Genomic DNA, 22756 nt, shown 5'->3' with positions numbered 1-22756 from the left:
CGGCTCTACAGGAATCTCGAACGGAACCGACGTGTAGGGCCGAGCCCATGCTCGGCTTCGCGCGGTAGCGCGGCGCATGTCACCCCAGCGGTCGCGCCAGATCCACCGTTTCCACCAGGAAATCGAGGAACGCGCGCACCCGCAGCGGCAGGTAACCACCCTGCCCCAGGAACACGGCGTGCACCTCTTCCAGGTCGCCCGGGTTGGCGTCCTCCAGCACCGGCAACAACCGTCCTGCGGCGATGTCGGCCTGCACCTGGAACGCGGCCAGACGGGCCATGCCCAGCCCGCCCAGCACCAGCTGACGCAGTGCATCGCCATTGCTGGCGCGCGCATTTCCGCTGGGCAGCACCCGCTGCTCCTGCCCATCCTGCAACAGCGGCCAGCCCTGCACCGACCGTGCGTGGCCGATATCCAGCCGGTTGTGCGCCAGCAGCGCCTCGACATTGCCCGGCAATCCGTGTCGTGCCGCATAGGCCGGTGCCGCCACGATCATCATCCGCGTTGCCCCGAGCCGGCGCGCGACCAGACTGGAGCTCTTCAGCGGACCGGCCCGCACCGCCACGTCGGTGCGCTGCTCCAGCAGATCGATCACCTCGTCGGTCAGGGTCAGGTCCACCCCCACCTGCGGGTGCCGCTGCAGGAATTCCGGCAGCAGTGGCAGCAGGAAGTGCTGGCCGAACGGCACGTTGGCATTCACCCGCAGCCGCCCGCGCGGCTCGGCGTGGGCGCTGGCGCAGCGTTCGGCTTCTTCCAGATCAGCCAGCACCCGCAGGCCACGCTCATAGAACGCGCAACCCTCCGGGGTCAGCTGCAGCTGGCGGGTGGAGCGCTGCAGCAGGCGCGTTCCCAGCCGCTGCTCCAGGCGCGCAACCAGCTTGCTGACCGCCGAGGGCGTCATCTCCAGGCTGCGGGCGGCAGCGGAAAAGCCGCCGGTTTCGATCACCCGCACGAACACTTCCAGTTCGCCGGATCGGTTGATGTCGGTGCGTGCCATGGCAATGAATTTGATTCACAGATGATTGTCCATGCGCAGTCTAGTTCACAGGTGAGCGCGGACGCACCATGGCCGTCCCTGCCACCGGGTCACTCCCATGAATCGCTTGAGCCAGCTGACCGCCACCGCCCTGCTTGCCCTGTCCGGCGCCGCCGCCGCATCACCTGCCCCGCACTGGGTCGCCAGCTGGCAAGCCAGCCCGCAGCCGGTGTGGGGCAGCGATTTCCTGTTTCCCCCCCTCATCCCCGGCCAACTGCAGGACCAGACCTTCCGGCAGAGCGCGCGCCTCAGCCTGGGCGGGCCGCGCCTGCGGGTCCGGCTGAGCAATGCCTATGGCACCCGGCCGTTGAAGATCGGCACTGCCAGCGTGGCCGCACATACGGGTGATATACCGCAGCCGCTGCGCTTCGACGGCCAACCCGGGGTCGTGATCGGGCCGGGGCAGGACCGCCTGAGCGATCCGCTCCCCCTTGCCACCGCTGATCGGCAGGCCTTGCAGGTCAGCGTCTACCTGCCCGAGCGCACACCGCTGCAGACCTTCCATTGGGAAGGCAGGCAGACCAGCTGGATTGCGCCGGGCGACCAGCATCGCCTGCCTGCATTGCACGGCGCCAGCAGCACCACGGCCCGCCTGCTGTTGTCTGGCATCGAAGTCGAGGCTGCGGCCAGCGCGCGCAGCGTGGTGGTGGTCGGCGATTCAATCACCGATGGTGCCACCGCCAGCCTCGACCAGGACCAGCGCTGGACCGATCACCTCGCCGCGCGGCTGGCACCAGAAGGTGCAGCGGTGGTCAATGCCGGCATATCCGGCGGTCGCCTGCTGCGTGATTGCATGGGCGAATCGGCCTTGGGCCGCTTCCAGCGTGATGTGCTCGATCAGCCCGGCGTCGCCAGTGTGATCGTGCTGATCGGCATCAACGACATCAGCTGGCCGGGCACCGCCTTTGCCCGCGACGAGACGCGGCCGACCCTGGCCGAGCTGCAGGCCGGCTACCGCGACCTGGCCAAGCGCGCCCATGCCCGCGGCCTGCGCATCCTCGGTGCGACCCTGACACCGTTTGCCGGTGCCCTGCCCGGCACGCCGCTGGACGACTACTACGCCCCTGGCAAGGATGCCCAGCGCCGGCAGCTCAATACCTGGCTGCGCACGGACAGTCCGTTCGATGCGGTGATCGACCTCGACGCCACCCTGCGTGATCCGGCCGATTCCTCAAGGATGGCGGCGGCCTATGACTCCGGCGACCACCTGCACCCGGGCGATGCGGGGAACCGGGCGATGGCCGAGGCGGTGGATCTGGAGGTTCTGATGGCGCCATCCACGCGTGGCGTGGATCTATGGTGACAAACGAAAAACCCCGGGCATGCCCGGGGTTTCGTCGCAATCAGCTGGCTGCGGGGCTTACTTGCGCTTCTTGCGCACGTACAGCACCAGCGAGTGCTCTTCCAGCTCATAGCCGTGATCGGCGGCGATCTTGCGCTGCAGGTCTTCGATCTCGGTGCTTTCGAACTCGATGATCTTGCCGCTGTCGACATCGACCATGTGGTCGTGGTGGCCGCCGCGGTCGAGTTCGTAGACGGCCTGGCCGCCTTCGAAATTGTGCTTGAGCACGAGGCCGGCGGCCTCGAACTGGGTCAGCACCCGGTACACCGTGGCCAGGCCGATCTCGTCGCCATGCTCCAGCAGCTGGCGGTAGATGTCTTCGGCGGTCATGTGGTGCTGGGCATTGCGCTGCTCGAGCAGCGCCAGGATCCGCATCCGCGGATGGGTCACCTTCAGGCCGACTTTACGCAGGTCGTGGGTTTCCATAGGTCTCCGTTCATTGGCGATTTAGCGCCAGCTGCCTCGGATTGGGTCGCGGTGGCACGCCGGGAGTGTATCATCGGATTGATTTCCCCAACCGCCAGTCCCGATGCGCAATCTCCTGTTGGTCGCCGCCGTTGCCTTGTCCACCACCGGGTGCGGCATCATCTACAAGCAACCCATCTACCAGGGCAACCTGATCCGGGAAGATGCCGTGGCCAAGCTGCAGGTCGGGCAGAGCAAGCAGCAGGTCAACGCCCTGCTTGGAACCCCCTCGGTGCCGGACCCGTTCCACGCCCAGCGCTGGGACTACACCTCGACCGAGCGCGTGAACCGCCTGGGCCGTACCGACGTGAAGAATTTCGTCGTGTACTTCGAAAATGATGTGGTCACCCGTTGGGATGGCGATTACTTCCCGGCCAACGACAAGGCCCTTGCCCAGCAGACCGTGCGCCAGTTCGGCCGCAATCTGCCGAAGGACAAGAAGAAGAAGGGCGGCCGCTGAGCCACCCTGCCCGTCCTTCGGGACGGGTCTTGAGGATCATCCGCCGCGCGCACGTCGCCGGCGGTTGTCCTTCGGGTCGGCCTGCAGGACACGCAGCAGCTCCACACGATCACCATCCAGCAGCACCTGCTGCGGCCGCGCCAGCACGCCATGCACGGCAACGGCCGGACAATCGGCACTGCCTTCGAGCCCGGCCGCTGCCACTGCATCAGCCACGGTCGCCCCTTCCTCCAGCTGCAGCCGGCGCGACAGCACCTGTTGTGGCCAGGCCAGCACGACCTCGACCTCGATCATCGTTCAGCCCTCGTCGGCGACGCGGACGAAATCGTTGACCATTCGATCGGCCAACCCCTGGAAGCCGATCGCCAGCGCCGGGCCCAGCAGGCGTGAGCTGGGCTCGAAGTCCAGGGTGAGGGTGACCTTGCAGGCATCTTCAGCCAGGGCATGGAACTCCCAGCGGCCGTGCAGTTGCTTGAAGGGCCCCTCGCGCAGCTGCATGTCGATGCTGTGCGGGCGCTGCAGGGTGTTTTCGGTCTGGAACCAGGTACTGAACGAACCCAGGCCCAGGTCCAGGCGAGCGACCAGCCGGTCTTCGCCCTGCTCGAGGATGCGGGCGTCGGAGCACCAGCGGAAGCGGCGCGGATAGGCCTGGACGTCGTTGACCAGATCGAACATGCGCGCGGCCGAATGTTCGACCAGGGCACTGCGGCGGATAGTAGGCATGAATACAGGACGCTTCGGCAATCGACCGGGCGGGCCCGAATCGGAGACAATACGGAAATGAGCAAGAACACCGGCAAGGATAAAGCAAAGAGCGCGACGGCCAACAAGACCATCGCGTTGAACAAGCGTGCCCGTCACGAGTACCACATCGAAGACCGCTTCGAAGCCGGCCTGGCTCTGCAAGGCTGGGAAGTGAAGTCGATCCGCGCTGGCCGCGGCAACATCGTCGACGCCTACGCCTATGTGAAGGATGGCGAGATCTTCCTGATCGGTGCGCAGATCACCCCGCTGATCCAGGCCTCCACCCACGTGGTGGCCAACGACCGGCGCGAGCGCAAGCTGCTGCTGCACCGGAGCGAGATCGACAAGCTGGTCGGCAAGGTCGAGCGCGATGGCTACACGATCGTGCCCACCGCCATGTACTGGAGCAAGAACAAGATCAAGCTGGAAGTGGCGCTGGCCAAGGGCAAGCAGACCCACGACAAGCGCGATGCCGCCAAGGACCGTGACTGGGCGATCGAGAAGCAGCGGGTTATGCGTCGCGGCAACCGCGACGCATAAGGACGCCGGCCCGCTTTCGTGTAGAGCCGAGCCATGCTCGGCTTCGGCAAGGAAGCAGCCGAGCGCAGGCTCGGCTCTACAAGACGCTGATCAGCCCGCCAGCAGGCCCTGCCCGCGCAGGCGCGGGGACAGCGCCGCGTGCATCACCGCCAGGTGCATCACCACCGACAGCTCCGGGGCATGGCGATCATCGCCGGCCCGCCACTGTTGTGCCAGCCGGGCAGCGTCGACGGGCAACAAGGCCAGCAACTGGGCATCATCCAGCGCATCGGCGGAGGCCTGCAGCTGCCGGGCCAACTGCCGCGACTGCCACACGTGCACGCCAATGCTCAGGCTGGCCAGCGACATCAGGGTCAGGGCCAGGCCATGTTCGAACCACTGTGACAGCACATCCGGACCCCACAACAGCGCGGCGAGCACCGCCAGCGCCGGCAGCCGCCAACCCAGCCAATGGAAGCGGCCACGCCGCGGCCAGTGCACCACCACCGCACTGGCGATCAGCGCAGCTGCCGCCGTGGCCGGCAGCTCGGTGGCCCACGTTCCAGCCAGCAACACCGCCAGCACCGCCCAGACCCAGCCGGGCGGCAGTGCCCGCCGCTGGTAATCGGCCCCTACCGGGCCAACCAGCTGACGCAGGCTGCGTTGTTGCATTGCTTCGGTCACCGGCCGTCTCCGTCTCTGTGCTGGCTCGAATGGTCGTGGCCAGTGTGTCGCAAATTCGTGCCAACGACGTTAGCAATCCGCTATGACGGAAGCTCTACAACATGTTGCGGATTGACGTGGGAACGGCTGGGCGGGCCGGGTGACTGTTCAGGCTTTTTGGCGTAGCATGTGCAGTGTTAGGCAGGTACTGATCGTGGCAACACGGAATAGGCCTTGTACCTTGCAGTACTTGAAGAAACCGGGGGTGCATTGTCCCCGTGACGCCATCGGCGCCTGTTTCGCAAACACCAGAATATCGAAGCCCATCAATGCTTTAGCTTGATGGGCTTTTTCGTTCATGCCTGCCGGATGGGCAGAAATGGGCATCGATTGGCAGCGTTTGGTCAACTTATTGGTCAACATTTCATGTTGGCAACCCGTATCCCCTCGGCAGGTGCCCTACGCTTAGCGAGGGTGGCTCACGGGTGCAAAGACACACGCCTGAACGAAACGATATGATGGCGGCCTAGCTGGAGGGGACCGTGGTCAAGACTGCTACATGGAGAGAGCAGGCCGCTATGTCGGCCCGGGAACGTAAACGAGTCCGACGATTGTGGATCACTCGGCGGAAGCGACAAGTTTGGCTGGAGCAGATGGGGCACATTCGCCTCATTGCGCCTCGAAAGCTCCATCCGCTGAGCGAGCACTCCGGGAAGAAGCGTTTCGTCCGGACTATCACCCCGCCCCCAGTGCTGGACCTGGAAAGCAACTACGAGGAAACCATTGCTCTACTCAAGAGCATCAGGTTCGCGACCAGAACGCTCAACGCGAAGTTCATGATCGACCTTAAGGCGCTTCAGGAGGTATCACCTGCGGCGGCTCTGCTCATGGTTGCCGAATGCGATAGATGGCGGGAAAAGACTCGCCAGAAGTGGTTGCGAGCAGTAGACGCTGCTCATTGGGTACCCAGCGTGCGCAGACGCTTGAAAGAGATGGGATTCTTCGAGGTCCTTCGCACCCGCAACGTGCCGGCTGACGCAACTGTTCCAGGAGAGGATCGCTATGTTCCATTCCTCACCGGAAGTCGTAACGTAGGTCCTCCGGCAGCCGCCCTGCGGAAGAGCATTGAGGAGCTGGGACCGGCGCTTGTCGACGGCTCAGCACTCTATGACGGCCTCGTGGAGGCCATGACCAATGTTAAGCAGCACGCGTATCGGGCGCCGGATGGATCGGACACGCAGCGATGGTGGATTTCAGCATCCGTGAACACAACCCAGAATAGGATGACGGTGTTGGTGGTTGATCACGGAGTGGGCATCGCTCGGACCATTGCAAGAGATAAGAAGTGGGAACTACTCAGAAGGATATTGGGTCCTCTTGTTGTGAAGGATGACGCCAAGCTCCTCAGTGCCGCCTTCTCGCTGGATTCGGTCAACCGATCGCAGACGGGTGAGGAACACAGAGGGAAGGGGCTGCGGGAGAACATCAAGGGCTATGTATCCACCCATGAGTCCAGAGGCCATCTTCATGTGATTGCCAATCATGGCAGGTACCGCTTCCAGCGAGACAGTCGCACCAAAGTAGAAAGCGAAGTCTCCAGCAAACTGGAGACGGAGTTCAACGGAACATTTATTGAGTGGGTAATTGAAGATTATGGTCACCAACCAAACCAAGACAATTGACATTGCGAAGGACTTTTCACCGGTCCCCGCGGGCCGTCACGTGTCTGATGGAGACTATAGCGGCGAGTTCTTTAGAACGTCCATACTTCGGCCGGCATTGAATAGCTTCGCCACTGTGGAAGTCGTCCTGGACAACACTGAAGGATTTGGCTCGTCCTTCTTGGAGGAGGCGTTCGGCGGATTGATTCGTGATGGGTTAAGTGCTCAGTACATAAATGAGCACCTTTTCCTGATCGCCAACTCCCCAGCGGGTAAGCGCTACAAGGCAAAAATCCGACAGTACATCGCCGACGCCTCCAAGCTGAGCCACTAAGTATGGCTGCCGCATGGGATGGAACTCTTGCAGCAATAGTAGGCGGCCTGGCTGGAGCGATTGCCGGCATTGCCGCTACAACTCTTACCAACAAGACGAATCGAACTGCCGGCCGGATTGAGAAGCGGATCGACGATATAGAAGCAGCGGCAGAGCTGCTTCGCGTTGAGGCAATTTCTTATTGGTCCACTGCAGGCGCCGGAGACAGCTCCGTCGCGAGAAAGATCATCACACTTTGGGAAACCGTAGTTACCAAGGTGGATTCGCTTGAGGACTTCAAGAACCAAGTTGGAGATCTTGGACAGGTCAATGCCTGCATCGATAAACTGTACGACCTGATTACTGGCAGTGATTTTCAAGCCAAATATCGATCGGCTGATCAGGATAAGGTCGCCGAGATCCGGGGGCTATGCACGAGCCTTTGCAGCCATCTTCATACCTCGAGACGACTTGTCAACAGATGGCGCCACTTCTGGAAGCGTCGATCTATCAGTAAGTCGCAGGCCAATGACCGTAAAAACGGGAAGGCCAGCGAGGTGCGATGACGCTCTAAATGACGGGGATGGCATTGATTCCAGCACGCCGGGCTCAACGTGCCGACGGATCCCCAAGCTGCTGGTTCTCGTCCTCAAGGTGCTTGATGACCCGACCCATGACCGTATGCAGTTCGTTATGTGGTTGATCCACCTGGCTCCAGATCCTCGTCATCCGCAGGCTTGACTGGGCACCCATGGCCTCCCAGACGATGTCGACGAGATGGTTGAGTGCCGCTCGCACTTCCTCGGAATGTATTCGGGCGTGCAAAGGGATGATAGCTGCGGAGGATTCGCGCAACTCGTCCTCCACCTTGGCCAATGCCAGATGCTTGTCCTCACGTGCCTGCGCGCCTTCCGGCAGGTACTGTGCGGCGCCACTGCCTTCCCCGAAGGACTTCACCTTCAGCTTGTACGCATCGGTGGCGGCCCGCATGAAGGCGATCACCATTGGCTGGAGCGCTAGCAAATTCTCGCGCTCCGCATCCAACCTGCGCATGCGCAGGGCGTCGTAACGCTGCTCCCGGCGCAGGATTTCTGCGTGCCGTCTGCGGTCCTTCTCGGTGATGTGGTCCTGGAGCCATTTCAAACCGAAGCCCAGAATCAGCGTAGCTACCGGCACCAGCCACTTCCAGTCGTAGCCAGCACTCGCCGCTGCAGTAGATGCCGGCGCCGCCTTGGCGGTCGCCAGGAAAAGAGCTTCCAGCATCTTCAGTTCCCCTGGGTCCTGTCACAAGTTTGCCTGAACGATTTGACGATTTGATCAAATCGGCGGTTTGAGCAAATCGCCAAAGCAGCCGAGGGACTGCGAGCAGGCCCTTACTCCATCCAGGCAAATGGTCGCTTGAGGGTCTCCTTGGCCAGTCGGTTCGCTCTTACGGCTTCCCTCCAGCGAGAGATCTCAGCCACATCCTGCCGCAGCCTCGCCTCGTGCCTGGCCACCCACATCTCGGCGCCGGCACGACCTTGCTCGTAACTGCTGCATCTGCGGAAAGGCCCTCCGGGCCCATGCCGATGGCGATCCAGCGACGCAATCCACGTGTTGTCGTCTACACGCTGGGACATGCTCACCAACCACACACCCTCGCACGCGATCACGGTCAGGGGTTCGTCCGCCTTGCCGGCGGAGCTTGTTGTCCAGTAGAAGGATTCGGGAAGTGACATGGACGGGAGGATACGAATGGCGGTCGCAGCGCCTGCGATTGTGAGCACTTTACTGCCACGCATCGTCCAGCCGCCCTACGCTGCCAACCGGTGCTCGTAGAAGGGATGCCGCTTGTCGTCGAAGATCCGATAGAGCTCGGCCAAGTCGGCGGGATCCGGGTTCAGCCAAGCGTCGACGTGCTCAGGCTTGATGTTGATGATCGTCCGGTCGTGGCCGGCGGCGGCCACCTCGGGTTCCGGGTCGTCGGTGATGGCCGCGAACGACAGTAGATCCGGTTCCTTGCCGGCCGGGTCCACCCAGTGCGACCACAGGCAGGCCACCAGCATCGGCTCGCGCGTGCGCGGGGTGAACTGCACCACCTGGTTCTTGCCGTCCGGCCCCTCCACATTTTCGTAGAAGGTGTCGACCACCATCAGGCCATGGGTATGACCGAAGGCCGGCGCCCAGAACTTCTCTAGGCTGTCGCGGCGGGCGTTATAGGTGCCGGGGAAACGCTGGTCGTAGTTGGCCGGCTTCCCGGCCAGTCGGCACTGATAGCGCATCGGCTTGATCGTGAGCTTGCCGCCCTCAGAGACGATCACCGGGGCGGAGACCCCGGGGAAGATCCGGCTGTCCCGGTCCTTGCCGTCGGCGCGCTTGAGGTCGGCCAGCTTGCCCATGGCGCGCTCGATCTTGTTGCCGGCGATCCGCACGTCTTCCCGGGCCTTCTTCGTCTCCTTGGCCTGCAGCGATCGCTCCGCATCGGCCAGGCGCTTCCGGTTGGCGAAAAGCTCCTGCTCCAGAATGGCGGCCTCGGCCTGGTTCCACTGCTGGATCTCTGCCCACACCGCTCGCTCTGCCGCGCTGGTGCCGGCCCGGAACGCATCATCCATCGCCTTCGGGGTCTTGGGCCGCTTCTTGCCCGGGTCGTGGGCGTAGAGCGCCGCGAACTCCTGCAGCGACACGGTGGCACCGGTCATGCGGACCAGCTTCTGGTAGGCGGCGGTGATCTGGGCGGAATAGCACATGGGCGGATTACAGCACGCCGGCCTTATCGCGCTGTGAGAGTCCCAGGCCGCTGAAAGGGGCCGCCGCGGCGGCCCCGTGGTCCTTACAGGTCCGGCAGGCCCAATCGTCTACGCAGAGCGGCCAGAAGCACGGTCGAGGTCCGCACCAGCGCATGCTGGTCGCGGGTCAGCTCGTCATACATCTGCAGCACCTCCGGGGGGACCTGCCCTACCCGGCCTGCCTTGAAGGCCTCCATCGAGACCACCTGAGCCTTATAGCGCTCATCTTCCATGCCCTTCTCCAGCATCTGGCGGCGGGAGTGCCGCCCCCTGGATGCCTTGGGCCCCACGTCCAAGCCTGTTGCAGGGGAAAGAAAACCAGCACCACTGTCCATGGGCTGGCCGTTCTCCTGCTTTCCTTCTCCAATGGCCACCGCCTGAAAGTCCTTCTTGTCCATCGGTTACTGACCCCTGTATCGGTAGAGCCGGCACCATCGCCGGCGTCTTCACACTGATTTCATCCAAGCAGATCCGACCGGGTCAGAAAGTTGCAGCAGCTACTCCGTGACGGCTTTGTTCAGGCGAGCGGCCAACTTCGGGTTGAGGATGATGCCGGCCTCGGCCCTGGCGCTGTAGCGTGCCCGGTTCTTGATGGACTGCTGCAGACCGCTCGAGGTGATCGCCAGCTCCGGGTTGGCCTTGTTGAATGCGCCGATCTTGCTGAGCACCGAAGCCCGGTCGCTGGCATCGCCGTTGCGCAGGGCCATGGCGAAGGCGTTCACCAGCGACTTGCGGCGGTCGAGGATGTGCTGCTCGTAGTTCTTCAGCGCGCGGGTGGTCTCGTACTGCCTGGACACCTTCTCCGGAGCGAAGCCGTTCGCCTGCAGCAGGATCTCCCAGGGCGACAGATCCTCGACGACCGGATCGCCGCGCAGGGTGTTCACGCCCTGGGTGGCGTAACGGCCAGCCTTGATCATGTCCTTGAGCCCCTTGGGCAGCATGGTCTCGACGCCGCGCATGATGTGACCCTCATCCACCTGCTGCTTGCCGACCAGCACGTTCTTCAGGACGCCGCCCATCGGCCCCGCGGCCTGCTCGAGCAGGTTGTTGAACATCCCGCGGCCGTCGAGCTCGCGATCGGCGTCGCGGATCCACAGGCTGTCCAGTCCAACTCGGCCGGAAATGTTTGCGCCGGTCAGCTTGTCGGCCGGCCCATGCAGCAGTAGATCCGCGCCGCCCTGCCCCAGCATGCCGGTGAGGAAAGCCCGCAGCTCGGTCTCTGCATCCCACGGTTCGTCGTCATCCCCGAAGGTGGCCTGGATACCATTGAGCGCCCCCATGATCATGCCCATCATCGGCAGGCCCATGGCACCGGAGAACAGTGCGCTCATGCCCAGCAGGCCGGTCAAGTTGCGACGTGCCACCTGGCGCACTTCGGGGTCCTGGCCCTTGGTGGCCTGCCACACCATCCGTCCGAGCGCCCAGGTCATGTTCAGGCTGTACTGCCGGAACATCAGCAGCACCTTGGCGGTGCCGCTCTGCATGAAGCGGGCGCGGTTGGCGTTGCTGTAGTCGAAGTGGGTGTCGAAGATCGCGTCGCGGGCAAACTTCACCGCCTCGTCGAACGACTTGCCATCCGCGCGCGCCAGGCGGTAGGCGGCCATGCCGGTTGCCTCGCGGTTGACCACCTCGGTCTTGTGGAAGCCCCAGCCGATGATCTCCATGGCCTTGCTCCAGGCCGGGTTGTACCCCGTCAGGCCGCCCTCGGCGATGCCGGCAAGGTTGTGGGCCTGCGTCTTCTCGATGGCACCGGAGGCTTCAAGCGCCTGGTAGGCGCGGAGCTCGTCGGGGTCGGTCAGGGTCTTCTGGATGTTGCCCACGGTGCGCACGGCGTCGCGGCTGGCGGCCAGCAGGTAGTTCATGGCCTTGATCCCGCCGTGTCGTGCGGCCAGGTAGGGGTAGCTGACCAGGGCGGTCTGGGTCACGTTGACCAGCGCCGCCGCTGGGGTGGCACCCAGGTAGTAGGTGAAGCCGAAGGACGAGATCAGGTTGGTCAGCGCCGAGTCGGTCGGATTCATGATCCATTCGTGCCGCTTGCCCAGCTCTTCCAGGAGAGCGTCGCCCGCCACGATCTTTCGCGTGTCGACGCTGGGGGATGCCTGAATCTTCTTCTGCGCGTCCTTCAGGTCGGTCAGCACACCCTGCAGCTTGTGGGCGTATCGCAATCGGGCAAGCTGGTGCGACCCGTGCTGCATGTTGTAGGCGAAGGCGCGCACGGCATCAGGGTCGAATCCAGGCACCGACTTGCGATGGATCTGGTGCTTGCGCATCGACAGCTCCGGCATGGTCTGCAGATACAGCTGGTACACCTGGTCCTGTACCGCGTCGGACACATGGGCCGTCCGCAGTTGGTCGATCACGTCGGCGACGAAGGTGCCGCTCGGGGCATCGGTCGCCCTGCCCTCCATCTTCTGCCCTCGAGCGGTAATGGCCCACTCCCTGGCCTGTAGGTCCTTCACGGCTCGGTCCAGCTCGTTCTGTGATTCGAACATCAGGAACGTGCTTGTGCCGCCCTTCTCCGCTGCGACGAAGAACTTGCCGAAGCGCTGTAGGGGGAAGTAGACGCCTTGCAGGCGCGCAGATTCGAACTGCTCGCGGATCTTGTTCACCAGCATGCGGCGGCTACTGTCGCTGATGACCTGGCCTCCAACCAGATCACCACCCTTCAGGTCCTCGATACGTTGGATCAAGGCCTCTTCCACCGCGTCGGACCTCGATCGATAGGCATCACGGAACTGCAGATAGAACGACTTTGCTTCTGGCGACAGCTGCGACCACTGCTCGACCAAGGGGACATACTGCCGGCGGCGGCGTGGTTCGACCTTCAGCATTGCTTTTAGCGTCTTCACTTCATTCATCATGTTTGTCTTGGTGTCGCCGCTGCGTTCCCTCATCTGCTGCTGGATCACCTTGATCGCATGTAGAACGTTCTTGCGGTTGACCTCCTGCAGACCCTGCCCTCCTGGCGCCTTGAACCGTAGGGGCTGGTACTCACGCGAGGGGTCGACGCCGTCCATGGTGGCTTGGTGCATGAGATCGAACAGGCGCCGGCTTTCCACTTTGTTCTTGCTGGCCCACTGGCGCGCCGCCTCTGCGATCGTGTCCGCCTCCGCCTGTAGCTTGTTCCGGTCGGCCTGCATCTCGGCCAGGTAGTCCGAATAGCGATCAATGGTCGGAAAGTAGTCACGCCCCAGCTCGGTCAGGTGCCGGGTGGCCAGTGCACCGAGCCACGTGGACCGCAACGAGTCCTTTACCTTGCTCAGGCTGAGGTCTTCCAGCTTCTGCCGCGCGCGCGCCAGCACGCCCTCACCTTGAATTCCCCTCTGGATCGCATCGATGTCCTCGAGCGCGTCTGCCGGCGGCATGCTGAAGAGGCGGCCGCGGGCCGCCCGCGTAACCTCGGCACCGTTGGGCAGCACTACGCTCCAAGTGCGCGGCCCACTCTCAACCGGATCGGCCAGAACCTGGCCACCGGTGCGCTCCGCCTCAGCGCGCGCGGCACCAAGGGTCAGGAAGTCAGCCGGGCGGCCGCGCTCGTCGGCGAGGTACCACTGATCGTCGCGGCGGAGAAATCGGCCGCCATTTTGCTCGAGGAAAGCCTCGCCGCGGCCGTCGATCTGCGGCTGTGCGAACGAGTAGGACCGCACCATTTCCCGCTGCGCCTGCGCCGACATGCCGGCACGCAGGAAGCCGTCGGCCTGGCTCAACAGGTCCCGAACCTCAGCCTCGGACCACTTCAGCGACGGCATGACGCGCCGCAGGAAGCGGCGGACTGCGGCGGCGACGCGGCTGGTGAAGCTGTTGCGGATCCCCCGTTCCGCCATGACGGCGATCGCTTCCTTGGCGAAGGTCTCGCGATCGACTGTGCCGTAGCGCCTGGTCACGTCGGCCAGCACCGACTTCAGTGCGGCGGTGCCGGATCCGTCCGCTGCCAGCTTGTCGATCGCATCCACGATCTGGGTCCAGTCTTTGGCGCCCACCACGGACTCAACGCCGTAGTGCCCGATTGCCTCGTGCGCCAGCACCTGCGCGAAGCGCTGCTCGGTCGCGATGTTGCCGGCGTTGATCCAGACCGTGGGGCGCCCGTCGTACACACCCTCGGCGCGGCGATAGCCCGGATCGACCTTGGCGCTGGCCGGGAAGTCCTCGGCCGAGCGCACCACGACCACGCTGGGCGCGTTCTCGCCCCAATGCTGGGTCAGGTCGGTTTTGAGCTGCAGCGCGCGGTCGAAGTCCAGGCCGCCGCTGGCGGCCGGAGCTGCGGACCGGTTTACCCGCCCGCCGGGCCCAGGTGCTTCAGCTCCGGATCCTTCGCCAGCTGCTCCTTCGCCCACTGGCCGGAGGCCCGGTACTCGGCCTGCAGCGACTCGATCTCGGAGGGCGTCAGCATCGAGACGTCCCTTGTCGAGGGTGAGGATGGTGCGCGCTTCGGACTCGGTGAGGCCTTCGAAGCCGTAGCCGAACTGGTCGCGCCACCAGGGTTCGATTGATCCGAAACGTTCACGGACGTCGGCCAGGCTTTGGGAGTTGAGGGCGATTTTCCGCGAATAGTCCTTGCCGGTCAAAGCGGTGGCCAGCACCACCTTGCCGCCGTTGTCCTCGATGTGGGTCTTCAGCTGGGCCAGGGTGCCTCCCTGGGTCAGCGTGTCATCGATCAGGACGTAGTCGCGGCCCTTCTCGACCTTGCCGGTGAACGGGGGCTGGTTGGCCAGCCGATGCAGAGCATCCCCGCCGCTGCGGTTGACCTTCGCGGCCTGGACGATGTCCTCGGACACCTGCAGTCCCAGCCGCTGGGCCAGCACCTCGGCGGCCATCCGCGGGATGCGGTTGTTGCCCGTCGCTTCCTGGGACTGCACAGCCACCACCAGGGGCTTGCGGCCCGCCGGCAGCGCAGCACGCACGTCCTCGACAAACACCGGGGTGATGACGTCGCGCGCCACGCGCAGCGCCGCGGTGTCGTCACCGGCCTTGGCTGCCGCGTAGTCGGCATGCGCGCTCAGGCGCCCGGGGCGATGGGCCGTGACGACATCGGGGAAGTCGGCCTCCCAGCCACGGCGGGAGAAGAGACGGACACCACCGGCAGGGGTCTCTTCGTCCTTGCGCGCGCCGCCCGGTTTCTCGCCCAGGTCCGCGATAGGGCCCGAGACGGTCTCCTGAGACGGCTGTTTCACTGGACCGGCGTCGGTCTTCGACGCACCCTTGGCAGCTGGGGCGGCAGCTGCAGCTGCCGTTGCCGCCTTCCGCGGCTTCGGTACCGGCTTGCCGAGGACCCGCTCGAGGTCGCGGGGACTCGGGAGGGTGTTGTGCCAGCGCGGCCCCTCGCCTGGCAGCGGATTGCCCGCGGCGTCAACGCCTTGGACCTGCACGGACCAAGTGCCCCCCTCGCGTGGCGGCTCGAATGCCAGAACGCGGTCCCGGGTGTTGGCGTATCCATTCACGATACGGCCCGGTGTGAAGTACGCGCCAAGTGTTCCCGCATCACCGCGGTCGTAGTGGGGTGATCCAGCGATTCTGCGCACCTTCGGCGTGTAGATCGGTTGCGGCGTGGCGCTTTCGGTTTCGCCCGCGCTGCTCACGCTTTGCGCCTTTTTGCTCACGGCCTGGTCGTTTTCAACCACATTTTCGGCCGTTTGCGTTACCGACTGTGCGACTTCGCTCGGCCCGGTGCCGCTCGCCGCCGGGGCCGCTTGTGGCCTGGTGACGCGACGCGTGGTCTTCTTCGGATCTCGCACCCACGCCTTGAACTGTTCCTGGGACATCTGCTTTATCCCACCGAGGCCAGTCCAGCCCTTCGAATAATTGGCAAGGTAGGTGTCACGCGCCTCCTGCTCGTTGGCGGCGCCCATGATCACCTTGTGCTCGTCGAAGGAACCATCCTTGTTGACCTGATCAACCACGAACACTGGCAGCGCTGGATCCTCCGAGCGATCGGTCATGAAGACGTCGACATGGTCTTTGTCCTTGCCGACCGTGCCCTTGAAGTAACCGTAGTGGTTCTTCAGCGCTGGCCAACGCGGATCGCGCTGGCTGCCAGCAGGGTTCTCGATGCTGATGTCGTGTCCGTTGATGCGGACGTGGCCCTTCTTGTAGTTGCCAGCCTCCTTCTGCGCATCGGTGGGCGTCGGCAGATCGTTCTGCGGGTTGGTGGCCGCCTCTGCAGCTGCAGCCGCCACTCTGGGCGCCGCAGCCGGTGCAGGTGCGTTGTTCTGGACAGGCTCCGGAGCCGCCACAGCCTGACCTGCGGACGGGATGACCGACGTTGGTTCGATCGTGCTGGGGGCAAGGCGCGCGCTGTCGGCGCGCGGCTCAACTACCGGTGCTCCAGACGAACCGGTTTCAGCTTGTGCGACGGCATCGCCTGTTGAGGCCTGCAGCGCACGTCCCTCGTCCAGCAGTGCCTGCGGCGCCGCGCGATCTCCAGTCACTGCATCGGCCTGCTGCAGGTTGGCCGGCAGCGCTGCAGGTTCGGTTGCGAGCCCACGTGCCGGCGCATCTGCGCCATAGATCGTCGGCGCGATGCTGGTTTCGGCCGGCGGCTCCGTGAAACCGCGACGGCGCTCCGCCTTCACCTCTTCCAGCAGCGGCCGCACGCGGCTGCTTGCCAGGCCGTACTGATCGCGCATGGAACGCAGCAGCGTCGGCGTATTGATTCCACCGTGTGTCTCCACCTGGTACTGCAGGCCGTTGTGCAGCAGCTGCTTGATGTCGACCTTGGACGGCTCGCGCAGCGCTTCGCCAGTCTCCTGGTCGACCCATGGCGGCGCGACGTTCGGAGTTGACGCTGATACAGCGGCGGCCGGAAGTTCCGGGGTTTGAAGGCCCTGCTGCGCGTCTTGCGCAGGAGCGCTGCCGACGCCTGAGTTGTCCTGCGTGGGCACCGGCGCTGAGACCTGATCCGATTCCGCTGACTGCCGCGCCTGGGATACCAGATTGGCGATGCCCGCCATGGAGTCAGGCGCTGCATCCGGGAACGGCACGATCGGCCGCGGTCGTGCTGCGACGCGGCCAGCATCGAAAGGTGCGGACATTCCGCGGCCCTGCGGGAAGCGCATCTCAGGTTCGGCCAATACCTCCGGCCGCAGGCCGCCGCTGGTCACCGTGCCATCCGGTGCGACCGTCATTGTTTCCGGTGGCGGCAGTGCGAGGACCTGCGGCGGAATCGGCGGTGGCGGCAGCGACGGCGGTGTGGCGCGCGGGCGGCGTGCCAGGCGTTCCCGCTCCGCATCGGCTGCCACCGCGGCCTGGTTGTCGCCGCGGCTGGCCACCGCACCGCCGGCGGCCATGCCGCCGCCGAGCAGGCCGCCGATCGCCGCACCGGTACCGGCCGCTTCAGGAACACCCTCCCACGCTGCCTGGGTCGGGTCGACCTGGCGCTGGCCAAGGTTGCCGGCCAGCTGCGAGCCGCCCTCCTGGATGCCCTCTTCCACAGTCTCGCGCGCGGCGCCTGCCAGCATCGCTTTTGGCTTCCGCGCCAGACCCCGGGTGAAGACGTCGGCTTCGAACGGCGCTGCAATGCGGCCGGCAACCGCTGCGATCGGAGCGGTGATGGCTTGTGCCTCCATCGACGCACCGCGTGCGATGGTTTCCTTCGCGGTCTGCGGGTCACCGCCGGCGGCGACCATGCGCCTGTACTCCGGGTTGGCATCCCACACCGACTGCGGCTGTGCCATTGCCTGCTGGTAGGTCTGCTGGCCCGCCGATCCGGTCTCCATGATCGTCGTCATGCCAGTGGCAGCGGTGGTCGCTGCGCGACGTCCTGCCGCAGTGGCGGCGGTTTCAGCAGCCTCGGTACCGAGGCCCTTGGCCAACGCACCCGCCAACGCTCGCTCGCCCGCCTGCGCGGCTGCAGCGCGCGTGCCGGCTCCCATCGCGGCGACGTTGGGCACCTGCTCGGCCAGGAAGTTGCCGATCAGCCGCGGGGAGGACAGCACCTTGCCAGCGCTGGCGAAGAAGCCCTTGGTGTCCTGCAGTTCCTGCTTTTCCTGCTTAAGCGCGTCGGACTGGCTCTCCCCGAGGTACTCGGTGGCCATCTGCGTCGCCTTCGACAAGCCCGCGCTGTCGGATCCTGCGCGGCGGCCACCGACGATCTCAGAAGGCGTACCGGGCACCAGCGCTGCAGTCTCTGAGGCACCCTTTACGCCCAGCCGGTCCAGAACCCGAAGACCCTGCCGCACGATGTTGGTCGGCTCCATGGCGTTCCGCTGCTCCACGGCGCCGCCGATGATGTTGGCCGCGCCGGCGGCGATCCCCAGGCCGGTGTCCTTGATGGCCTCGCCCCAAGAGCGCTCCGGACGCTTGGCAACCTTCTGGAACGGGTCACCCTGCACGGGGGAAAGCGTCGGTCGGCGCGCAACCTTGTCGGTGGCTGCGGGGGCGGGTGCTGGCGCCGCTGCTGCTGCTCCGGCGCCAAAGGGATTCCCATCGACCTTTTCGAACGTTGCCATCAGAGATTCACCTTCGAGTAGCTTCCGTCGTTGTTCTGCACGTACCAGTTCCCGTCTGGGGCCTTACGCGCTCCAGCCACGGGCGCGGCTTCTTGTGGGCGCAGCCCCGCATACAGTGGATCCGCATCGAGCTGGGACAGAGCGGCCGTTTTCGCGGCTTCGTCCATCGTGACGTTCCCGGAAATGGCGTTGAATCGATCGGTGTAGGACTTCAGGCGGTCGGCATCGGTGAGCTCGCCGGTCTGGCGCGGTGCCTGGGCGGCACGCACGTTCTGGCCGTCGGCGCCCGTTACGGCCCGCCAACTACCGTCGCCACCTACAACACCCATGCTGCCGTCGGCCGCCACCGAGATCTCTGGCCGGCGAGCAATGCGGGCGGTTTCCAGCGACGCTTGCCGGCTGGCAGCGTTGTCCTGCATCTGTGCGTTGAACTGACCGCTCTGCAGCGCGCGGTTGGCGTCGCCCTGAGCCGCGACCGCGTTGACCTGGCCAGCAGCAAGGTCGGCCTCATCCTGTGTGCGGAGTGCAGATGCGCGCTCGCCCTGGCGCGCGCCGGCCTCGCCGAGGATTGCCTGCGCTACTGCGGCGCGGCCGCTCGGGCTGCCTTTCAGGCTGGCGCTGCCCATGGCTCGGGTGAGCTTGTCCACCGTGGTGTCGGCGGGATTCTCGATGATCCCGCCCTGACGCCCTCGCTGCACGATCTGCGGGGTTGGCCGCGGTGCCACCACTGTCGGTGCTGCAGGTGCAGCCGCAAGGGGTGACACCGTAGGTGCCAAGGTGCCGCTGGCCGGCGCGGCAGCAGCACCGCCGCTGGCTGCGATCGTTGCGGCGGACCCGGTGAACACCGAATTGCCGTTGGCATCCACGGTGCGGGAGATGCCCGCCGGCAACGTGGCGGTGCGGCCGTCCTGCGTCGTGTAGGTGCTCGGGGCAGCTGCTGCGGGAGCGGTGGCCGCCCGGGGAGCTGCAGCACCTGCAGCACCCGCCAGAGGCGCCGTGGAACTCACGCTGGAACTGACACCGGTGAAGTTCGCCCCGATCGACGGACGCCCAGCCAGGCGCGAACCAGCGAGACCTGCAGTCGAGTCGACGCTCGAGGTCACGCCGCCGAACGTCGGTTTCGGCTTCGCCGCGCCGCCGAGTCCCACCGGCGCGATGCGGCTCAGCGCGCTGCCAGCGCCACCAATCGGATTGAGCTGGCTGGGCGCCCTCAACGGCTGGCCCTGTTGTGGCGACGGCGCAGCGCCGACGGCGGCGCGGCCTGCATCACGCACGAACCCTGCAGCTTCGCGACCTGGTGCCGTCACGGCGTCGGCGACGGTGCCGGCCGCGCGCAGGCCTGCACCGGCGGCCTGCCGCGCCATCGTGGCGGTCCCAGCGACACCGCTCCGCAACGCCGAGCCAAACGCAGTGCCTGGGCTCGGGCGGGGTGCAATGCGTGGCTGCCCGGGCGCGGCGCCGGCGGGGTTCAGTTCGTCTCGATCGTTGATGGCCATGCGATTCCCCTTTTGAAAGTTGAGGCGGATCAGGCGTCCGCGATCTCGCCCTGGAAGCTGTAGTTCTGCGAGCAGGAGTTGGATTTGCTGCGGCCGCTGGAAACGCTGGCCCCGTAGTTGACGGCGCTCATCGTGCTTGCGGCGAGCTGGCTGGAGATCTGGGCCTTTGCCCGCTGGATCTCCGCCGACTGCGCCAGCAGGCCGAGCATTTGCTGGACGCGCATCTGGGCCTGCTGCAGCTGAACGTCGACGTCGGCGCGTTCCCTCGCCAGTCCGAGCTCGAAACTGCGATCGGCCGCGGCCGAGGCCGTCTGCTCCACACCGGCGTCGGCGCTGTAGATCCGCGCCTTCGCGTCGAAGGCCTGGCCGACAGCTGCCAGTCGAGCGCGCTCGCCGCTCAGCGTCGCGTCCCAACGGGTGATGCCGGCGCGCCACACGTCCAGGTCAACCCCGTGCTGAGCCATCCGCAGGCGCTCGGCCTCAAATTGCATGTTGTTGCTGGCCGTCCAGGCATCGACCCGCTTGGCGTTGGCGTCGACCAGCGTGCGATACAGATCCGCCCGTTTGCCCTCACCCTCCACGCTCGCCGTATAGCCCTGCCACTCGGCGACGTGGGCACGCCAGCGCGCCTCATAGGCGTCAACCTGCGCGCGATACTTGTCGATGCCGAAACGGTTGATGTCGGCCTGCACCTTCACCGCCTCGACGCGGGTGCGATAGAAGTCGGCCAAGGTGGTGACGCCGCGCAGCTGCGATTCGTAGAGGCGCACCCGCTGCTCATTGATCTCACCGCGTGCTCGCTCACCTTCGATCTGGGCCCGGAACACCTCGACCTTGGCCAGCTCCGCCTGGATGCGATCGCGCAGCACCTGGGCGTCGGTTTGGTAGGCCTGCAGGCGTGCGTTGAAGACCGAGATCCTGGCGTTCAGCACGGCGATGACGGTTTCGCGCTGGAACGTCGCCGCCTGCAGCATCAGCTTCTGCTCGTCGGTGTGCAGCTGCGCCAGCGTCCCTTCCAGCGCCGCGCCCTGAGCTATGGCCATACGTTGGTTGGCCAGCGATTCTTCGAACTGCTTGATCGCCGCATCACGAGAGGCCTCGGCCACGGCGCCCTGCCCGGTTTGCCGGACCTCCAGGATCCTTCCGGCCAGCATGCCCTGGGGCTCGGCAAAGCCACGGGCGGCAAACTCCGATACGGCCTGATCCACGTTCCGCTGGGTGTCCAACTCGATGCGGCTGCGGGCACGCTGGAAGATCGCGTCTTCGATGATCCTTGGTAGCGCCTGGCTGCCGACGATCATGGGCTTCAGCGTGGCGGTGAGCGTATCCACCAGCGTGCTGACGTAGGGCGCAGCCTCGAACTGCCAGGTGTCGTTGAACGGCGGCTCGATGAAGATGGGCTTCTCCGCGTCGAACTCCGGCAAGGCAATGTTCGGCACATCGGGCAGGTTCAGTGCCTCGAACGTCGGCACCTGCGGCAGGACATAGGTGGGCTCCATCGGCAGCACGATCGGCGCCGGGTCCACAGGAAGAGTCGGCTCGACCACGTTCGGCGTGGTGGGCTTCGCTCCAAACGCCAGCGTCGGTGGTTGGGCGTCGAGCTCGGGCGCTTCGCTGATCGAGATCGGGGCGGCAACGAAGCCCGGCGCGCTGGGTAGGGGCACATCCGGGGCGCGGAATTCCAGGGCCTCTTCATCCAGGTCGGGGCGGCGCGGCCGCTGGAACGTGGCCTGCGGATCCGCGAAGCGGAAGTCAACGTTGAAGTCGATCGGATCCAGCCGGACGCTGTTGAGGCCCTGCAGATTGGACACGGCCATGTTGTACGTGGTCGAGCCCAGCTCCATGAACTTGTCATGCGCGCTACCGACCAGCGTGATTGCGGCATCCGCCGACAGGTCAGGACACCAGGTAGTTGCCATTCATGCTTCTCCGGTCAGCTCCACAGGACGTAGATCGATACGTCCCAACTATTCGAACCCTGCGTTGCTACGGCGGCGGCCCCATCGGGGCCGTTGTAGCTGGTCGGGTTGCCCATGTAGTACGAGTCATAGCGGTCGCTGGCATTGAGATAGCGCATCTCGAGCGTGCGACCGTCCACGTCGCCTTCAATCGTCAGCATGAAATCGCCACCTGGGACGAAGCCTGGAAGCAAGGCCGCCTCTTCGCCGTCCACGTATCCGTTGTTGAAGGTGAGAATCCAGTCGCTGGGCTGAGGGTCTTCACCGCAGTCCTGAACAAGGTTGAATGGCTCGCGCCAGAAACAAGGTCCTGCCATGGTCATCCCCTGGTCCGGCGATCAAGATAGATCGGCCTGAAGTCGATGGCTGCGAGCTCGAAGTCGGCGCCGTCAACGTTCTCGATCACGAAGTCGAAGTCGACGGCCTTGATCCCCTTTCCCAGCTTCCAGCGGGTTTCCCGCTCGCTCGACGCCGGACGCTCCAGGATTCGGTATATGGCCGCTTCCTTCTGACCGCTCTGCTCGTTGACCGTGATCACATGCAGCAGCAGTGCCCCCGAAGCGGTGTAACCGACCAATGCCTCGGGCAGTCGCTTCAGGCGGCGCGTGCCCAGAGCAGAAAGGCCCAGCCGCAGCCGCGCAGCGATCGGTGTGCCGTCGTCGTCGTCGCCATCAAGCCGATGCAAGCCGTCCGCAGCCGCGGCGTAGTAGCGACCGCCGATCTTGGCGAAGCTGTTGAATGGATACTGGGTGTAACGACTCAGTGCGCGGCTTTCGGTGTTCATGACCCATGCCACGTACTCGCCAGTGTCCAGCGCCAGTCGGGTCACGAATCCCACCCCATCCCTCAGCAGTTGGGCCAGCTCGGCCGTGGCGCCGCCGGCGGCGCCG

19 protein-coding genes and 1 pseudogene are annotated in these 22756 nt (G+C 65.1%); 6 read left to right on the top strand and 14 right to left on the bottom strand.

From position 1 onward, the window contains the following. Window positions 1–79: 79 nt before the first annotated feature. Window positions 80–997, bottom strand: coding sequence for a LysR family transcriptional regulator (locus tag ACFX4F_RS12545; protein ID WP_099820182.1), 918 nt, complete (start codon window positions 995–997; stop codon window positions 80–82). Window positions 998–1094: 97 nt separating this feature from the next. Here ACFX4F_RS12545 and ACFX4F_RS12540 point away from each other — a divergent pair, with 97 nt between their 5' ends. Beyond that, window positions 1095–2339, top strand: coding sequence for an SGNH/GDSL hydrolase family protein (locus ACFX4F_RS12540; RefSeq protein WP_380655727.1), 1245 nt, complete (start codon window positions 1095–1097; stop codon window positions 2337–2339). A 57-nt stretch (window positions 2340–2396) separates the two neighbouring features. On the opposite strand, the gene fur is transcribed toward ACFX4F_RS12540, so the two are convergent. Beyond that, complete coding sequence (gene fur / locus ACFX4F_RS12535; RefSeq protein ID WP_025878865.1) at window positions 2397–2804, bottom strand: ferric iron uptake transcriptional regulator; 408 nt, start codon at window positions 2802–2804, stop codon at window positions 2397–2399. Window positions 2805–2907: 103 nt separating this feature from the next. Between fur and ACFX4F_RS12530 the strand changes: the two genes are divergently transcribed. Beyond that, window positions 2908–3303, top strand: a complete 396-nt coding sequence (locus tag ACFX4F_RS12530; RefSeq protein ID WP_099820180.1) for an outer membrane protein assembly factor BamE — start codon at window positions 2908–2910, stop codon at window positions 3301–3303. A gap of 36 nt (window positions 3304–3339) precedes the next feature. Here the strand turns inward: ACFX4F_RS12530 and ACFX4F_RS12525 are convergent, their stop codons facing one another. After that, window positions 3340–3597 (bottom strand): RnfH family protein, encoded by a 258-nt coding sequence (locus tag ACFX4F_RS12525; RefSeq protein ID WP_380655723.1) that lies wholly within the window; start codon window positions 3595–3597, stop codon window positions 3340–3342. Window positions 3598–3600: 3 nt separating this feature from the next. Then, window positions 3601–4026 (bottom strand): type II toxin-antitoxin system RatA family toxin, encoded by a 426-nt coding sequence (locus ACFX4F_RS12520; RefSeq protein ID WP_025878862.1) that lies wholly within the window; start codon window positions 4024–4026, stop codon window positions 3601–3603. A 57-nt stretch (window positions 4027–4083) separates the two neighbouring features. Here ACFX4F_RS12520 and smpB point away from each other — a divergent pair, with 57 nt between their 5' ends. Then, window positions 4084–4587, top strand: coding sequence for an SsrA-binding protein SmpB (gene smpB, locus ACFX4F_RS12515; protein WP_025878861.1), 504 nt, complete (start codon window positions 4084–4086; stop codon window positions 4585–4587). Window positions 4588–4677: 90 nt separating this feature from the next. Here smpB and ACFX4F_RS12510 read toward each other — a convergent pair whose 3' ends face one another. Beyond that, window positions 4678–5250 carry a hypothetical protein gene (locus tag ACFX4F_RS12510; RefSeq protein ID WP_108264897.1) on the bottom strand — a complete coding sequence of 191 codons (573 nt, stop codon included), beginning with the start codon at window positions 5248–5250 and terminating at the stop codon, window positions 4678–4680. A gap of 147 nt (window positions 5251–5397) precedes the next feature. Continuing rightward, window positions 5398–5649: a hypothetical protein gene (locus ACFX4F_RS12505; RefSeq protein ID WP_380655719.1), complete on the bottom strand. Its 252-nt coding sequence runs from the start codon at window positions 5647–5649 to the stop codon at window positions 5398–5400. 122 nt (window positions 5650–5771) lie between these two features. Between ACFX4F_RS12505 and ACFX4F_RS12500 the strand changes: the two genes are divergently transcribed. From ACFX4F_RS12500 to ACFX4F_RS12490, 3 genes are read left to right on the top strand one after another with little or no spacing between them, the layout of a single operon-like run. After that, window positions 5772–6911, top strand: a complete 1140-nt coding sequence (locus ACFX4F_RS12500) for a hypothetical protein (protein WP_141239338.1) — start codon at window positions 5772–5774, stop codon at window positions 6909–6911. After that, window positions 6883–7224 carry an STAS-like domain-containing protein gene (locus ACFX4F_RS12495; RefSeq protein ID WP_095377362.1) on the top strand — a complete coding sequence of 114 codons (342 nt, stop codon included), beginning with the start codon at window positions 6883–6885 and terminating at the stop codon, window positions 7222–7224. The genes ACFX4F_RS12500 and ACFX4F_RS12495 overlap by 29 nt, the downstream gene beginning before the upstream one ends. A 2-nt stretch (window positions 7225–7226) precedes the next feature. After that, entirely contained in the window at window positions 7227–7769 is a 543-nt protein-coding gene (locus ACFX4F_RS12490; RefSeq protein ID WP_141239339.1) for a hypothetical protein, read from the top strand. Between the two features lie 43 nt (window positions 7770–7812). Here the strand turns inward: ACFX4F_RS12490 and ACFX4F_RS12485 are convergent, their stop codons facing one another. The 8 genes and pseudogenes from ACFX4F_RS12485 to ACFX4F_RS12450 all read right to left on the bottom strand — a co-directional run. After that, a complete protein-coding gene (locus ACFX4F_RS12485) occupies window positions 7813–8466 on the bottom strand; it encodes a hypothetical protein (RefSeq protein WP_095377363.1) in 654 nt (217 codons plus the stop codon). A 530-nt stretch (window positions 8467–8996) separates the two neighbouring features. After that, entirely contained in the window at window positions 8997–9929 is a 933-nt protein-coding gene (locus tag ACFX4F_RS12480) for an SOS response-associated peptidase family protein (RefSeq protein WP_380655715.1), read from the bottom strand. Between the two features lie 83 nt (window positions 9930–10012). Then, window positions 10013–10366, bottom strand: a complete 354-nt coding sequence (locus tag ACFX4F_RS12475) for a hypothetical protein (protein WP_380655712.1) — start codon at window positions 10364–10366, stop codon at window positions 10013–10015. 99 nt (window positions 10367–10465) lie between these two features. Beyond that, window positions 10466–18412: a PLxRFG domain-containing protein gene (locus ACFX4F_RS12470; protein WP_380655710.1), complete on the bottom strand. Its 7947-nt coding sequence runs from the start codon at window positions 18410–18412 to the stop codon at window positions 10466–10468. After that, on the bottom strand, window positions 18412–19776 hold the full coding sequence (locus tag ACFX4F_RS12465; protein WP_380655707.1) for a hypothetical protein: 1365 nt from the start codon (window positions 19774–19776) through the stop codon (window positions 18412–18414). The genes ACFX4F_RS12470 and ACFX4F_RS12465 overlap by 1 nt, the downstream gene beginning before the upstream one ends. 161 nt (window positions 19777–19937) lie before the next feature. After that, the gene (locus ACFX4F_RS12460) at window positions 19938–21827 is read right to left on the bottom strand and encodes a hypothetical protein (RefSeq protein ID WP_380655704.1); all 1890 of its coding nucleotides are present in this window, start codon (window positions 21825–21827) and stop codon (window positions 19938–19940) included. Window positions 21828–21841: 14 nt separating this feature from the next. Continuing rightward, window positions 21842–22027 carry a hypothetical protein gene (locus ACFX4F_RS12455; protein WP_133120062.1) on the bottom strand — a complete coding sequence of 62 codons (186 nt, stop codon included), beginning with the start codon at window positions 22025–22027 and terminating at the stop codon, window positions 21842–21844. 158 nt (window positions 22028–22185) lie between these two features. Further along, window positions 22186–22756: pseudogene (locus ACFX4F_RS12450) on the bottom strand (hypothetical protein); the annotation flags it as partial.

The organism is Stenotrophomonas sp. YIM B13575 (genome assembly GCF_042787595.1).
Taxonomy (GTDB): Bacteria; Pseudomonadota; Gammaproteobacteria; order Xanthomonadales; family Xanthomonadaceae; genus Stenotrophomonas; species Stenotrophomonas lactitubi_B.
Note: the sequence above shows the minus strand (reverse complement) of the source record. Positions and strands in the feature narration are given on the sequence as shown.

What these genes read in the sequence shown, in the direction of transcription:
- ACFX4F_RS12545 (WP_099820182.1), bottom strand. Translation starts at nt 997, where the DNA reads ATGGCACGCACCGACATCAACCGATCCGGCGAACTGGAAGTGTTCGTG.
- ACFX4F_RS12540 (WP_380655727.1), top strand. Translation starts at nt 1,095, where the DNA reads ATGAATCGCTTGAGCCAGCTGACCGCCACCGCCCTGCTTGCCCTGTCC.
- fur (WP_025878865.1), bottom strand. Translation starts at nt 2,804, where the DNA reads ATGGAAACCCACGACCTGCGTAAAGTCGGCCTGAAGGTGACCCATCCG.
- ACFX4F_RS12530 (WP_099820180.1), top strand. Translation starts at nt 2,908, where the DNA reads ATGCGCAATCTCCTGTTGGTCGCCGCCGTTGCCTTGTCCACCACCGGG.
- ACFX4F_RS12525 (WP_380655723.1), bottom strand. Translation starts at nt 3,597, where the DNA reads ATGATCGAGGTCGAGGTCGTGCTGGCCTGGCCACAACAGGTGCTGTCG.
- ACFX4F_RS12520 (WP_025878862.1), bottom strand. Translation starts at nt 4,026, where the DNA reads ATGCCTACTATCCGCCGCAGTGCCCTGGTCGAACATTCGGCCGCGCGC.
- smpB (WP_025878861.1), top strand. Translation starts at nt 4,084, where the DNA reads ATGAGCAAGAACACCGGCAAGGATAAAGCAAAGAGCGCGACGGCCAAC.
- ACFX4F_RS12495 (WP_095377362.1), top strand. Translation starts at nt 6,883, where the DNA reads ATGGTCACCAACCAAACCAAGACAATTGACATTGCGAAGGACTTTTCA.
- ACFX4F_RS12490 (WP_141239339.1), top strand. Translation starts at nt 7,227, where the DNA reads ATGGCTGCCGCATGGGATGGAACTCTTGCAGCAATAGTAGGCGGCCTG.
- ACFX4F_RS12485 (WP_095377363.1), bottom strand. Translation starts at nt 8,466, where the DNA reads ATGCTGGAAGCTCTTTTCCTGGCGACCGCCAAGGCGGCGCCGGCATCT.
- ACFX4F_RS12480 (WP_380655715.1), bottom strand. Translation starts at nt 9,929, where the DNA reads ATGTGCTATTCCGCCCAGATCACCGCCGCCTACCAGAAGCTGGTCCGC.
- ACFX4F_RS12475 (WP_380655712.1), bottom strand. Translation starts at nt 10,366, where the DNA reads ATGGACAAGAAGGACTTTCAGGCGGTGGCCATTGGAGAAGGAAAGCAG.
- ACFX4F_RS12470 (WP_380655710.1), bottom strand. Translation starts at nt 18,412, where the DNA reads ATGGCAACGTTCGAAAAGGTCGATGGGAATCCCTTTGGCGCCGGAGCA.
- ACFX4F_RS12465 (WP_380655707.1), bottom strand. Translation starts at nt 19,776, where the DNA reads ATGGCGCGGCAGGCCGCCGGTGCAGGCCTGCGCGCGGCCGGCACCGTC.
- ACFX4F_RS12460 (WP_380655704.1), bottom strand. Translation starts at nt 21,827, where the DNA reads ATGGCAACTACCTGGTGTCCTGACCTGTCGGCGGATGCCGCAATCACG.
- ACFX4F_RS12455 (WP_133120062.1), bottom strand. Translation starts at nt 22,027, where the DNA reads ATGCTGACGATTGAAGGCGACGTGGACGGTCGCACGCTCGAGATGCGC.